This window comes from Aeromicrobium sp., from assembly GCF_032084975.1.
Classification (GTDB): Bacteria; Actinomycetota; Actinomycetes; order Propionibacteriales; family Nocardioidaceae; genus Aeromicrobium.
In genome coordinates this window covers 22,144-35,061 of the sequence record NZ_DAMDLR010000002.1, presented here as the reverse complement: position 1 = coordinate 35,061, position 12,918 = coordinate 22,144, and the positions used below count along the sequence as shown (strand labels likewise).

13 protein-coding genes and 1 riboswitch are annotated in these 12,918 nt (G+C 70.7%); of the genes, 7 read left to right on the top strand and 6 right to left on the bottom strand.

Going from position 1 to position 12,918, the window contains the following annotated elements:
• The 3 genes from RT323_RS00825 to RT323_RS00815 all read right to left on the bottom strand — a co-directional run.
• A partial coding sequence (locus tag RT323_RS00825) for an aminotransferase class V-fold PLP-dependent enzyme (protein WP_313404183.1) occupies window positions 1-1,349 on the bottom strand: 1,349 nt, incomplete at its 3' end.
• Window positions 1,336-2,652, bottom strand: a complete 1,317-nt coding sequence (locus RT323_RS00820) for an MFS transporter (RefSeq protein ID WP_313404181.1) — start codon at window positions 2,650-2,652, stop codon at window positions 1,336-1,338. The genes RT323_RS00820 and RT323_RS00825, both read right to left, overlap by 14 nt.
• Window positions 2,642-4,075 carry a trehalose-6-phosphate synthase gene (locus RT323_RS00815; RefSeq protein WP_396171695.1) on the bottom strand — a complete coding sequence of 478 codons (1,434 nt, stop codon included), beginning with the start codon at window positions 4,073-4,075 and terminating at the stop codon, window positions 2,642-2,644. Before RT323_RS00815 ends, RT323_RS00820 begins: the two co-directional genes overlap by 11 nt.
• A gap of 104 nt (window positions 4,076-4,179) precedes the next feature.
• Here RT323_RS00815 and RT323_RS00810 point away from each other — a divergent pair, with 104 nt between their 5' ends.
• The 7 genes from RT323_RS00810 (at window position 4,180) to groL (ending at window position 9,627) form a co-directional block, all read left to right on the top strand.
• Window positions 4,180-4,470, top strand: a complete 291-nt coding sequence (locus RT323_RS00810) for a DUF3263 domain-containing protein (RefSeq protein WP_313404178.1) — start codon at window positions 4,180-4,182, stop codon at window positions 4,468-4,470.
• A 1-nt stretch (window position 4,471) separates the two neighbouring features.
• On the top strand, window positions 4,472-5,035 hold the full coding sequence (locus RT323_RS00805) for a LytR C-terminal domain-containing protein (protein ID WP_313404177.1): 564 nt from the start codon (window positions 4,472-4,474) through the stop codon (window positions 5,033-5,035).
• Window positions 5,036-5,056: 21 nt separating this feature from the next.
• Complete coding sequence (otsB, locus tag RT323_RS00800) at window positions 5,057-5,833, top strand: trehalose-phosphatase (protein WP_313404175.1); 777 nt, start codon at window positions 5,057-5,059, stop codon at window positions 5,831-5,833.
• 63 nt (window positions 5,834-5,896) lie between these two features.
• Window positions 5,897-6,007, top strand: a riboswitch (SAM riboswitch).
• Window positions 6,008-6,015: 8 nt separating this feature from the next.
• Entirely contained in the window at window positions 6,016-7,281 is a 1,266-nt protein-coding gene (gene thrC, locus RT323_RS00795) for a threonine synthase (protein ID WP_396171672.1), read from the top strand.
• Window positions 7,282-7,313: 32 nt separating this feature from the next.
• Complete coding sequence (locus tag RT323_RS00790) at window positions 7,314-7,592, top strand: ubiquitin-like small modifier protein 1 (RefSeq protein ID WP_313404173.1); 279 nt, start codon at window positions 7,314-7,316, stop codon at window positions 7,590-7,592.
• An 89-nt stretch (window positions 7,593-7,681) separates the two neighbouring features.
• A complete protein-coding gene (locus RT323_RS00785; protein WP_313404171.1) occupies window positions 7,682-7,885 on the top strand; it encodes a cold shock domain-containing protein in 204 nt (67 codons plus the stop codon).
• Window positions 7,886-7,989: 104 nt separating this feature from the next.
• Window positions 7,990-9,627, top strand: coding sequence for a chaperonin GroEL (groL, locus tag RT323_RS00780; protein WP_313404169.1), 1,638 nt, complete (start codon window positions 7,990-7,992; stop codon window positions 9,625-9,627).
• A gap of 55 nt (window positions 9,628-9,682) precedes the next feature.
• On the opposite strand, the gene RT323_RS00775 is transcribed toward groL, so the two are convergent.
• Genes RT323_RS00775 through RT323_RS00765 form a run of 3 tightly spaced genes read right to left on the bottom strand, consistent with a single transcriptional unit; the run spans window position 9,683 to window position 12,791 of the window.
• Complete coding sequence (locus RT323_RS00775) at window positions 9,683-11,560, bottom strand: hypothetical protein (protein WP_313404167.1); 1,878 nt, start codon at window positions 11,558-11,560, stop codon at window positions 9,683-9,685.
• Window positions 11,557-12,276 (bottom strand): ABC transporter ATP-binding protein, encoded by a 720-nt coding sequence (locus tag RT323_RS00770; RefSeq protein ID WP_313404166.1) that lies wholly within the window; start codon window positions 12,274-12,276, stop codon window positions 11,557-11,559. The genes RT323_RS00775 and RT323_RS00770 overlap by 4 nt, the downstream gene beginning before the upstream one ends.
• The gene (locus tag RT323_RS00765) at window positions 12,273-12,791 is read right to left on the bottom strand and encodes a PadR family transcriptional regulator (RefSeq protein ID WP_313404165.1); all 519 of its coding nucleotides are present in this window, start codon (window positions 12,789-12,791) and stop codon (window positions 12,273-12,275) included. The genes RT323_RS00770 and RT323_RS00765 overlap by 4 nt, the downstream gene beginning before the upstream one ends.
• Window positions 12,792-12,918: the final 127 nt, after the last annotated feature.

The window sequence follows — 12,918 nt, the reverse complement described above, 5'->3', positions numbered from 1 at the left end:
ACGTCGACGAGGGCGTTGACGGGACCGAGGCGCTCGGGCACGGCGACCTGGCCGCCGTCGCCCGCGAGGCCGGCGAGCGCCAGCAGGCCGTCGAACGCCTCGTCGTCGAGGGTGGCGGGATCCAGTCCCGCGGCCGCCTCCGCCAGCAGGGGGTCGATCTGGATCGGTCCCGCGGCAGCCGCCTCCGCGACCGCCGAACGCAGGCCCTCGAGGAACTCGGGCACCGAGGCCGCCGTGGCGGCGCTCATCGTGAGGTGCAGGTTGGCCGGCTCGTCGCCGAAGCGCATCTGCGGCTGGACGAACCAGCCGCGGTCGAGCATGAGGTCGCTGATCGTGAACACGTCCACCGCGTCGTCGGTCCCGATCACGACGAGAGACGTCTCGGGCTGCTCGACCAGGTGCAGGTGCTCGATCTGCTCGACGCCCGCGCCCAGCGCGCGCGTGCCCTCGATCGTCCGGGCCACGAGGTCGCGATAGCCGTCGGCGCCGATGTGCTGGACGACCGCCCACGCCGCGGCCAGCGGACCGCCGGACTTCGTCGACTGCATCGTCGAGTTGAGCATCGTGTATCCGGGCCAGTCCGCGTGCGCGAAGAACTGCGGCCGGCGCAGCTGCGCGTTCGCGTGCAGCAGGAGCGAGACGCCCTTGGGCGTGTACGCGTACTTGTGCAGGTCGACGGACATGCTGGTGACGCCCGGCACCGCGAAGTCCCACGGCGGCGCGTCGGCCATCCATGGCAGGATCCAGCCGCCGATGCACGCGTCGACGTGGAAGCGCAGCCCGCGCTCGCGGGTGACGACGGCCAGCTCCTGGATCGGGTCGACGACGCCGTGAGCGTAGGAGGGGGTCGAGGCGGCGACCAGGACGACTCGCGCTCCGAGCCGGTCGATCGCCTCGGTCATCGCGCCGACGTCCGCGCGGTGCCCGGGGCCCACCGGCACCGCCACGAGCTCGACGCCGAAGTAGTGGGCGGCCTTGGCGAACGCCGCGTGGATCGTGGCCGGCACGACCATCGCCGGCCGCTCGACGCCGGCGGCGTCGCGTGCCGTCTGCACCGCCAGCAGGATCGACTCGGTGCCGCCCGACGTCACGGTGCCGACGACCTCGTCGCCGCCGTGCAGGATCGAGCGCGCGAAGGCCACCAGGTCGGCCTCCATCGACAGCAGGCTGGGGAAGGCGGTGGGGTCGAGCCCGTTGGTCGAGGCGTACATCGCGACCGCCTGTAGCGCGATCTCGTCGGCCTGCTCCAGCCCCGAGTCGTAGACGTAGGCGAGCGTGCGCCCTCCGTGCGTGGGCAGGTCGTTCGCCCGTCGGGCCTGCAGCTCGGCCAGGATCTCATCGGGGGACATCGGCACTCCTGAGGCGGTCGTCGAGTCGGTAGCCACGCAGCAGGACGAGGCTGAGGGCCGTCAGCGCGGCAGGCACGAGCGAGAAGCCGATCGCGATCGCGAGGCGCGCACCGTCGGGCTGGTCGACCGTGACGTCGCCCGTCGACGAGACGTAGCCGCCGGCCGACAGGGCGAGGGCGAAGATGCCCGGTCCCAGCGCCAGGCCGAGGGTCTCGCCCGCGGTCCACACGCCCGTGAAGACCCCGATCCGGTTGGCGCCGCTGCGCAGCGCGTCGTCGGCCGCGACGTCCGGCAGCATCGCCATCGGGAACACCTGCGCCCCGGCGTAGCCGATCCCCACGAGCGCCGCGGCGACGTACGTGAGGGCCGTCCACCCCGCGTGGGCGGAGAGCAGGGCGGTCATGCCGACGATCAGGAATCCGCTGGAGGCGACGTAGCCGGATCGCTTCCCACGCCGGGTGGCGTACCGCTCCCACAGCGGAGTCACCAGCAGGGCGGGGCCGACGAAGGCGACGAACAGGAAGGTGTTGGCCGCGGTGCTGTCGAGCAGGTCGTCGGCCACGTACGCGACACCGGCCAGGACCGTGCCGACGGCCGCGGCCTGGACGACGAACGTCAGCAGGACCGCACGGAAGTCCGCGTTGGCGCCGACGAGGCGGAGCTGGTCGCGCAGGGTGCCGGGCGCGGTGTCGCTGCGGTGCTCGGGAGCGCCGCGCGTTCCCCACCACGCACCGAGCGCGCCGAGGGCGATGACGACGCCGATGTACGCGCCCATGGCGGTGTGTCCGAGCTCGTCGGCCACGATCGGGGCGGTGGCTCCCGAGAGCAGGATCGCGAGCGCCAGCACCACGACCCGCCACGTCATGAGGCGGGTGCGCTCGGCGTAGTCGAGCGTCAGCTCGGCGGGCATCGCGACGTACGGGACCTGGAAGAAGGCGTAGGCGCTGGCGCAGCCCAGGAACGCGAGCGCCACCCACGCCGCGGCGAACGCCTGCGGCTGCGTGGGGCCGGCGAACATGACGGCGAACAGCACCGCGAGCGTGAGGCCGGCCCGGACGAGGAAGGGGCGCCGGCGTCCGGCCTGATGGGTGGACCGGTCGCTGATCCGTCCGGCGATCGGGTTGAGGACGACGTCCCACGCCTTGGGCGCGAAGACCAGCACGCCCGCGAGGGCGGCGCCGATCCCGATCGTGTCTGTCAGGTAGGGCAGCAGGAGCAGTCCCGGGACGGTCCCGAAGGTGCCGGTCGCGACGCTGCCGAGGGCATACCCGCGGCGGACCCGCGCGGGCAGCTCAGTCGTCACTGCCGGACTGTCCGGACTCCCCGACGGACGCGAGATCGGTGAGGAAGCAGTCGGCCCACTTGTCGATGTCGTTCTCCATCACCTGCTTGCGCAGCGCGCGCATCCGCTTGCGGAGGTCGACCGCGTTGCTGCGCATCGCCTCGAGCATCACCGACTTCATGCCGTTGATGTCGTGCGGATTGACCTTGAACGCCTGCTTCAGCTCGGCGGCAGCACCGGCGAACTCGCTCAGCACGAGCGCGCCGCGGTCGTCCCAGCGCGTCGCCACGTACTCCTTGGCGACGAGGTTCATCCCGTCGCGCAGCGGCGTCACGACCATGACGTCCGCGGCGCGGTACATCGCGGCCATCTCCTCGCGCGGGAACGAGGCGTGCAGGTACTGGATCGGCTGCTGTCCGATGCGACCGACGTCGCCGTTGATGCGCCCGACCAGCTGGTTGATGTCGTCGCGCAGCTTGCGGTACTGCATGACGCGCTCTCGGGACGGCGTGGCGACCTGGACGAACACCGCGTCGTCGACGTCGATCGTCCCGTCGCTGATCAGCTCGCCGAAGGCGCGCAGGCGTTGCGGCAGGCCCTTCGTGTAGTCGAGCCGGTCGATGCCGATCATCACGTGACGTGGGTTGCCCAGGCTGTCGCGGATCTCCTGGGCGCGCGCGATCACCTCGGGTGTGCGGGACAGCTGCTCGAAGCCGGCGGCGTCGATCGAGATCGGGTAGGCGCGCGCCAGCACGACCCGTCCGTCGGGCAGGAACACGGTGTCGCGCGCGGTGCGGTGGCCGACGCGCTGGCGGACGAGCTGGGTGAAGTTCTGCGCGCCGCCGGGCATCTGGAAGCCCACGAGGTCCGCGCCGAGCAGGCCTTCGAGGATCTGGCGCCGCCACGGAAGCTGCTGGAACAGCTCCTTGGGCGGGAAGGGGATGTGCAGGAAGAACCCGATGCGCAGGTCGGGGCGCATCTCGCGCAGCATCTGCGGCACGAGCTGCAGCTGGTAGTCCTGCACCCACACCACGGCGTTCTCGGCAGCCAGCTCGGCGGCCTTCGTGGCGAACCTGAGGTTGACCCGGACGTAGGCGTCCCACCACTCGCGGTGGTACTCGGGAGTGACGACGACGTCGTGGTAGAGGGGCCACAAGGTGGCGTTCGAGAAGCCCTCGTAGTACTCCTCGACCTCGCTCTCGGACAGCGGGACCGGGACGAGCCGCAGCCCGTCGTGCTCGAACTCGGAGAGGTCCTCGTCGGAGGCGCCGTGCCAGCCGATCCAGGCGCCGCCACGCAGCTTCATGACCGGTTCGAGGGCCGTGACCAGTCCGCCGGGGGACTTGCGCCACGAGATGCTGCCGTCGGGGTGGACCACCCGGTCGACCGGCAGGCGGTTGGCGATGACGAGAAAGTCTGCCCGCTCCTTGGCCATGCGCCCCACCCTAGAGGAGAAACCCGGCGCTCGCGTGGGACCGGTGCCCAGGTGCGCGATCAATTCCGGCACGCGAATGACAACCGTGTGATTCCGCCGGTACCATCGAGGGCATGGCAGCCGTGGAGAAGCACGATCACCTGGTTCACGTCGGCGAGTTGACCGACCGTGACCGCGAGATGCTCGAGCTCGAGCGCCTGTGGTGGAAGTACGCCGGCGCCAAGGAGCAGGCGATCCGCGACAAGTTCGACATGACCGCCACCCGGTACTACCAGATCCTGAACGCCCTCATCGACTCCGAGGCGGCGCTCGCCCACGACCCGCTGCTGATCAAGCGCCTCCGTCGCCTGCGCTCGCAGCGCCAGCGCCAGCGCCAGGCGCGCCGCGCGGGCACCGACGGGTGAAGTGAGCCAGCCCCCGGTCGAGCAGGACGGCGATCGGCGCGAGACCGACCGCCGGCCCAGGCGTTGGCTCGGTGTGGTCCTTCCTGTGCTCTGGCTGCTGCTCGGACTGCTGGGCGGGTATCTCGTGATCGCTTTCGTCGGCTCGGGCGATGACGCGCCGCCGGCCGCCGAGACCACCCAGGGCCCGACCGCCACCAAGACCCCGGCGGACGCGAAGCCCAAGCCCAAGCCCAAGGCCACGAAGCCGACCCCGTCGAGCGAGCCGACCACCGAGGCCACCACAGAGGCGCCCGCGACGCGATCGGTGCCGGTCTCGGTCTACAACCAGATCGGCATCGGTGGGCTCGCCCGCCGTGTCGCGGGTCAGATTCAGGCCCTCGGCTGGCCCGTCGGCACGGTCGACGACTGGCGCGGCGGCGTCCCCCAGGACACCGTCTACTTCCCGCCGGGACGCCAAGGCGAAGCCGTGTTGCTGGGCAGCGACCTGGGCATCTCGCGCATTCTGCCGGCGGTGGCGAACATGTCCACGACCAACCTGACGGTCGTGCTCGCCAGCCCGCGCTGACCGGGTGAGATGATCGTGACCATGACCGATGCGGGGCACACCCTCCTGGCCCTCGACTTCGACGGCACCCTGTCGCCGATCGTGGAGGACCCTGCCGCGGCGTGGATCCACCCCGACTCCCTCGCTGCGCTGAGGCGCCTGGGACCCGTGCTCGCGGCGATCGCCATCATCACCGGTCGTCCCGTCGACCAGGCGCGTCGGCTGGGCCGGTTCGAGGAGGGCGCCGGGCTCGAGAGCCTCCTCGTGTGTGGGCAGTACGGCGCCGAGCACTGGAACGCCACCACCGGCGAGGTCACGCGTCCCGGGCGACCCGAGGCGGTGCACGAGCTGGCCGAGCGACTGCCGCAGTGGTTGGCCGAGCACGACGCTGAGCGGATCCGCGTGGAGGACAAGGGACTCGCGATCGCGTTGCACACGCGTGGCGTCGCCCCGGGCCTGCTCGACACCCTGGCCCCCCAGATCGCGGCGCTGGCCGCGGAGTTCGACCTGCACGTCGAGCCGGGCCGCCAGGTCATGGAGCTGCGCGCCCACCGCACCGACAAGGGCGAGACGCTGCGCCGCGTGGTCGAGTCCGTGCGGCCGGGCGCCCTGGTGTTCGCCGGCGACGATCTCGGCGACCTCCCGGCGTTCCACGAGGCGATCGCGATGCGCGAGGAGGGCCTCGAGGTCACGCTCGTGTGCTCCGCCTCCGCCGAGCAGGACGCCCTGGTGGCGCTGGCGGACGTCGTGCTCGACGGTCCCGACGCCGTCGCGACGTGGCTCACCGAGCTGGCCGACCGGCTCGCCCCCGACGCCTGACGTTCGTCGTCTCGTCATGCGGACGAGGTGGACGTATCGTGAGACGCGCGCCTAATCTGAAGTCACTCATCCCGAGGGGCAGAGGGACACGGCCCGACGAAGCCCCAGCAACCAGCCGACCGGCCAGGTGCTAATTCCGTCCGCGGTCGATCGCCGGCCCCGGAGAGATGAATGGAGTCTTCGTGAGCACCACGCTGTCCGACACCCCCACCCTCCGCGCCGGCGCGTTCGGCAACGCCACCTGCCTGAAGTGCCGCGAGTGCGGCGCCGTCAGCGAGCTCGGCCCCCACTACGCGTGCTTCGAGTGTTTCGGCCCGCTCGAGATCGGCTACGACTTCGGGACGGTCACCCGCGAGCAGATCGAGGCGGGCCCGGCCAACATCTGGCGCTACAAGGCACTGCTGCCCGTCCCCGACGACATCGAGCACAGCCCCAACCTCGAGCCCGGCTTCACGCGGCTGCTCGATGCCCGCAACCTCGCGGTCGAGCTGGGCCTGTCGAGGCTCTGGGTCAAGGACGACAGCACGAATCCCACCAACTCCTTCAAGGACCGCGTCGTGGCCTGCGCCCTGAGCGCCGCCCGCGAGTTCGGCAGCAAGGTGTTCGCCTGCCCCTCGACCGGCAACCTCGCCAACGCGGTCGCCGCGGCCGGCGCCCGTGCCGGCATCCGCACGGTGGTGTTCATCCCGAGCAACCTCGAGACGCCCAAGCAGGTCAACTCGGCGATCTTCACCGAGAACCTGGTCGCGGTCGACGGCAACTACGACGACGTCAACAAGCTCGCCAGCGAGATCGCCGGAGAGGACCCGGGCTGGGCGTTCGTGAACGTCAACGTGCGCCCCTTCTACGCCGAGGGCTCCAAGACGCTCGGCTACGAGATCGCCGAGCAGCTCGGCTGGCGGCTGCCGGACCAGATCGTCATTCCCGTCGCGTCGGGCTCTCAGTTGACCAAGGTGCACAAGGCCTTCCGTGAGCTGGTCGAGCTGGGCCTGGTCGAGGACAAGCCGTATCGCGTCTTCGGTGCGCAGGCCGAGGGCTGCAACCCCGTCGCGACGGCGTACAAGGACGGCGTCGACGCGATCCGCCCGGTCAAGCCCCACACGATCGCCAAGTCCCTCGCGATCGGCAACCCGGCGGACGGCATCTACGTGCTCGACATCGCCCGCTCCACCGGCGGCGGCGTCGAGCAGGTGACCGACGACGAGATCCGTGACGGGATCGTGCTGCTGGCCCGCACCGAGGGCATCTTCACCGAGACCGCCGGCGGGACGACCGTCGCGGTCCTGCGCAAACTCGTCGAGACCGGCCAGCTGGACCCGGACCTCGAGACCGTCGTGATCAACACCGGCCACGGCCTCAAGACCCTCGACGCCGTGGCGGGATCCGTCGGTCCCCGCGCCACGATCGCCCCGACCTACGACGCCTTCACCGCGGCCGGCATCGCCTGAGCCGTCCCACCCATCAACTCCTGGAGCACCCCATGGCCGTTTCCGTCCGCATTCCCACCATCCTGCGCACCTACACGCACGACGAGTCCCAGGTCAGCGCCGAGGGCGACACGCTCGGTGCCGTCCTCGACTCGCTCGAGTCCTCGTACCCGGGGATCCGCGCGCGCATCCTCGACGAGGACGGCAAGCTGCGCCGATTCGTCAACATCTACGTGGCGGAGGAGGACGTGCGCTTCGACCAGGGCCTCGACACCAAGACGCCCGACGGCACGCAGATCTCGGTGATCCCCGCCGTGGCCGGAGGCTGCTGAGCGCAATCCGCCGTTCCTCGGCGCGGACCCTGCCGTTACGCTGGTTTCGGGTCCGGCCGGGGGCCTTCCGCGCAGAACAGGGTGGTCGCATGGTGCACGGCACCGTCAAGTGGTTCAACTCCGACAAGGGCTACGGCTTCATCGCCGTCGACGGCCAGGACGACGTGTTCGTCCACTGGTCGAAGATCGCGATCAACGGCTTCAAGACCCTCGAGGACGGTCAGAGCGTCGAGTTGGAGGTCGTCGACGGCCCCAAGGGCCGCGAAGCCGAGAACGTCCAGCCGCTGCGCTGAGGCCGTGTGCGCGCCCCGTGCGGGGCCGGTTGAGAAGTGTTGATTAGCACTCGTATAGTGAGAGTGCTAGATCCACCTTCTCAACCACTGTCGGAGACACGCACATGGCCAAGTCCATCGCATTCAACGAAGAAGCCCGGCGTGGGCTCGAGCGGGGCATGAACCAGCTCGCCGACGCCGTCAAGGTCACGCTCGGCCCCAAGGGCCGCAACGTCGTCCTCGAGAAGAAGTGGGGAGCCCCCACGATCACGAACGACGGCGTCTCCATCGCCAAGGAGATCGAGCTCGAGGACCCGTACGAGAAGATCGGTGCCGAGCTCGTCAAGGAAGTTGCCAAGAAGACCGACGACGTCGCCGGTGACGGCACGACGACGGCCACCGTCCTGGCCCAGGCGCTCGTGCGCGAGGGCCTGCGCAACGTGGCCGCCGGCGCCAACCCGATGGGCCTGAAGAAGGGCATCGAGACCGCCGTCGAGGCCATCAGCAGCCAGCTGCTCGACATGGCCAAGGACGTCGAGACCAAGGAGCAGATCGCCTCCACCGCGTCCATCTCGGCCGCTGACACCACGGTCGGCGAGATCATCGCCGAGGCCATGGACAAGGTCGGCAAGGAGGGCGTCATCACGGTCGAGGAGTCGAACACGTTCGGCCTCGACCTCGAGCTCACCGAGGGCATGCGCTTCGACAAGGGCCACCTGTCGGGCTACATGGTCACCGACCCCGAGCGCATGGAGACCGTGCTCGAGGACCCGTACATCCTGATCGTCAACAGCAAGATCAGCACCGTCAAGGACATGGTCCCGGTGCTCGAGAAGGTCATGCAGACCGGCAAGCCGCTGGCGATCATCGCCGAGGACGTCGAGGGCGAGGCGCTCGCGACGCTCATCGTGAACAAGCTCAAGGGCACGTTCAAGTCGGTCGCCATCAAGGCCCCCGGTTTCGGTGACCGCCGCAAGGCGATGCTGACCGACATCGCGATCCTCACCGGTGGCGAGGTCATCAGCGAGGAGGTCGGCCTCAAGCTCGAGAACGCCGACCTGACGCTGCTCGGCACCGCCCGCAAGGTCGTCACGACCAAGGACGAGACGACCATCGTCGAGGGTGGCGGCGACGAGGCCCAGATCCAGGGCCGCGTGGCCCAGATCAAGGCCGAGATCGAGAACAGCGACTCGGACTACGACCGCGAGAAGCTCCAGGAGCGCCTCGCGAAGCTGGCCGGCGGCGTGGCCGTCATCAAGGTCGGCGCGGCCACCGAGGTCGAGCTCAAGGAGCGCAAGCACCGCATCGAGGACGCCGTCCGCAACGCGAAGGCGGCCGTCGAGGAGGGCATCGTCCCCGGCGGCGGCGTCGCGCTGGTCCAGGCCAGCAAGGCGGCCTTCGAGAAGCTCGAGCTCGAGGGTGACGAGGCCACCGGCGCGAACATCGTGCGCCTGGCCGTCTCGGCCCCGCTCAAGCAGATCGCGGTCAACGCCGGCCTCGAGGGCGGAGTCGTGGCCGAGAAGGTCGCGAACCTCGAGCCGGGCCAGGGCCTGAACGCGGCCAACGGCGAGTACGTCGACATGATCGCCACGGGCATCATCGACCCCGCCAAGGTCACGCGCTCGGCGCTGCAGAACGCCGCCTCGATCGCGGCGCTGTTCCTGACGACCGAGGCCGTCGTCGCCGACAAGCCGGAGCCCGCGGCCCCGGCCGGCGCCCCCGGCATGGACGACATGGGTGGCATGGGCGGCATGGGCTTCTGAGCCCACCGCTGCACCTCACGGAACCCCGGCACCTCGGTGCCGGGGTTCCGTGCGTTCAGCGCAGGCTCGCCGAGGCCTGTTCCGGTCGCACCGGGGCGATGGCGAAGGCGATGCCCGCGACCACGAGCGGGATGGCGACGCCCACCGTGGCCAGCAGGGTCCAGGGGATGGCGACGAAGGCCTCGCCGTAGCCGCCCGTCATCGACGTCGCCGCTCGCACTCCCGGAATCACTCCGACGAGCAGCCCCAGCAGGCTCCCGACACCGCCGATCAGGAGTGCGGCGGCGGCCGCGCTCCAGCGGGCGGTCGACGGTCGCGCGCCCACCGAGACGAGGGTCGCGGCGTCCTCGCGTCCGTCCAAGCGTGCCAGGGCGACGGCGGTCGCGGTGGCGAGACCGACGACGCCCACGCCCAGGAGCGTGAGCAGGATGAAGACCAGGCGGTAGCTCGCGAAGCGCGCCTCCTGCTGGACCTCGACCGCGACGCCGGGCAGTGCCTCGAGCGCGGCCACCTGGTCGTCGGTCGGCGCCGGACCGCGTCGATCGGCCACGGCGGAGGTGGCCACGGATTCCACGCCGAGCGATCGGGCCAGGTCCGGCGGGATCACGACCCGGGCCAGCTGGCTCCGGACTCCGTCGGGCACCGGCTCGCCCCCGAGGTCGGCGGGCAGGGCAGGTATGACGAGCGGTGTCCCGGACCCGCTCACCTCGCTGTCCATCGACTCAAGAGTGGCGTCGATGCGCCCGTCGCGCACGGCGACGGTGGGGCCGGCGAGGGCGCGTCCCGAATCGAGCGCGGCAGCCTCCTGCGGCGCCAGCGAGACGCCCCAGCCCTGCACCGTGTCGGCATCGGCGATGACCACGTCGAACTGCGGGTTGTCGAACTGGAGGCCGGAGACGTCTGAGGCGAAGGTGTACTCGACGGAGACGTACTCGTCGTCGCCCGTGGTGCCGATCGGCAGGATCGCCACGCCGTGGGTGGCGGCGTCCCGGGCGGCTGCCTCGAGCGCGTCCGGGGACTCCCCGTACATCGTGACCGTGCCGACCGGGAACTGGTACATCACGGACTCGGTGCGGCGGTCGAGGTTGTCGCTGAACGACCCGATGCCCAGTGCCGTCACGGCGGCGACGCCGGCCATGACCGCGGCGATCGCCGGCGCCGTGCGCATGCGGTGGCGGTCGGCGTCCCGGGCCGCCAACCGTGCGGCGAGTGGCAGCGTCGTCGCCACGCGGCTGGCGAGGTGGACCAGTGTCGGCGTGACGAGCGCGATGCCGGCGCCGAGCAGCGTCGTCCAGCCCGCGATCCACATCGAGTCCGAGCTGCTCGAGTCGATGCCGAGGGCTCCCAGCACCGCCAGGCCGATGCCGAGGACCAGCCACCGGCGGCGGGGCGGCGCATCGCGTCTGCCGGATTCGCCCGGCAGGGTCGCGGCGGTGATGAGCGCCGCCACGACGGACGACCCCACCGCGAAGAGGGCCAGCAGGGGCCACAGCGCGAGGTCGCCCAGTGACACCACGATCTCCTGGTCCTCGTCCAGGCGATTGATCAGCGCGACCATCGCGATCCATCCGGGCACGGCGAGCGCCAGGCCTCCCGCCACGCCGAGGAGGCCCGTCACGAGACCGACGGCGGTGATGGTGTGGCGAACATCGGTCCGGGTCCCACCGGTCGACTCCAGCAGGGCGTGCTCGTCGCGCCGCGACCGTGCCGTGACGCCGAACGCCGGTATCGCGAGCAGGACGATCAGCAGCATGATCGGCAGGTAGAGGGCGATGGCGAAGGCGAGGTCGCTGGGTCCCATCACGAGCGCCGTGTACACCCCGGCGAACAGGACCGGCAACCCGATCAGGCAGGCCGTGAGGAACGATCGGCGGCGATGCGCCGCGATGTCCCTGCGGGCCAGGCGCAGGGCGACGCGCCAGGAGCCGCTCATGCCGCACCACCGGCGGTCGAGCGATCGACGATCCTGCCGTCGCGCAGGAACACCACCGTGTCGGCCCAGGCCGCGTGGCGCGGATCGTGGGTGACGACCACGGCGCCGGCTCCGGCGTCGACGCGCTCGCGCAGTCGCTTCATGATGTCCTCTCCCGTCGTCGAGTCCAGGGACCCTGTCGGCTCGTCGGCCAGGATGAGCCGGCGTTGCCCCACGAGGGCGCGGACGATGGCGGCGCGCTGGCGCTCACCTCCCGACACCTGGTCCGGGCGCCGCCGCTCGGCGTCGATCAGGTCGAGGTCGGCCAGCGCGCTCCGTGCGGTGGCCATCGCGGCGCGCAGGGGCATGCCGTCGAGCTCCAGGGGCAGGGCCACGTTCTCGGTCAGCGACAACGTCCGGATCAGGTTGAGCTCCTGGAAGACGTACCCGGCGGAGCGACGCCGCACGCCGGCCAGGGCGGCCGCGGAGCAGCTGCCCAGGTCGACGCCATCGACGACCACGGTGCCCGCATCGGGCAGGTCAAGGCCCCCGGCCAGGCGGAGCAGCGTCGACTTCCCCGATCCGGACGGGCCCATCACGGCCACGAACTCACCCACCGAGACCGTCAGGTCCACTCCGTCGACCGCCCGGATGGTCAGGTCTCCGTCGGGGTACCAGCGGGTCGCCCCACTGATCTCGAGGACCACGTCCGGGTCCGCCTGCTGCGTCGTGGTCATCGTTCGTCCTTCGTCGTGAGTCGTTCCTCGACGTGATCGAGCCACCGCACGAGGGCCTCGGTGTCGAAGATGCGGCGCTCGAGCACCAGCTCGGCGGCCATGCCGGGGGCGCCGGCGCGCTTCTGTGCCGTGAGTCGTCGGAGTCGCTCGATCCCCGCGGCCCGGTGGCGTTGCACCACGTGGCGGACGTCGACGTCCTCGGCGTCGACGGCCAGCGCCAGCTTGATGGTCAGCTCGTCGCGTGGGTCGGGGTTGGCCAAGGATGAGTCGTCCCACCACTGCGCGAGTGCTTCGCGCCCCTGCGCGGTGATCGCGTACTGCTTGCGGTAGTCGTCCTCACCGTCACCGGCCTGCTCGACCAGGCCGTCACGCTGCAGGCGCCCCAAGGTGGAGTAGACCTGACCGATGTTGATCGGCCACGTGCCACCGGTTCGGCGCTCGAACTCACTGCGCAGCTGCGCCCCGTAGCGCGGTTCCGCGGCGAGGAGGGCGAGCAGCCCGAACTTGACGCTCATGATACCGAGTATGTATACCGAGTATGTTTTGGTCAAGGACGCGGCGGCGCGCTCGTGTCGATGGCGACTGGACGAGGTTCCCTGTCACTTCTCGAGGATCGCAACCCTCGTGAAGTGACGGGTTCCC

Bases quoted from the DNA above. Each gene is read 5' to 3' on its own strand.
- RT323_RS00790 (WP_313404173.1), top strand. From the start codon at position 7,314: ATGGCCGTTTCCGTCCGCATTCCCACCATCCTGCGCACCTACACGCAC.
- RT323_RS00810 (WP_313404178.1), top strand. From the start codon at position 4,180: ATGGCAGCCGTGGAGAAGCACGATCACCTGGTTCACGTCGGCGAGTTG.
- RT323_RS00775 (WP_313404167.1), bottom strand. From the start codon at position 11,560: ATGAGCGGCTCCTGGCGCGTCGCCCTGCGCCTGGCCCGCAGGGACATC.
- RT323_RS00765 (WP_313404165.1), bottom strand. From the start codon at position 12,791: ATGAGCGTCAAGTTCGGGCTGCTCGCCCTCCTCGCCGCGGAACCGCGC.
- otsB (WP_313404175.1), top strand. From the start codon at position 5,057: ATGACCGATGCGGGGCACACCCTCCTGGCCCTCGACTTCGACGGCACC.
- groL (WP_313404169.1), top strand. From the start codon at position 7,990: ATGGCCAAGTCCATCGCATTCAACGAAGAAGCCCGGCGTGGGCTCGAG.
- RT323_RS00770 (WP_313404166.1), bottom strand. From the start codon at position 12,276: ATGACCACGACGCAGCAGGCGGACCCGGACGTGGTCCTCGAGATCAGT.
- RT323_RS00785 (WP_313404171.1), top strand. From the start codon at position 7,682: ATGGTGCACGGCACCGTCAAGTGGTTCAACTCCGACAAGGGCTACGGC.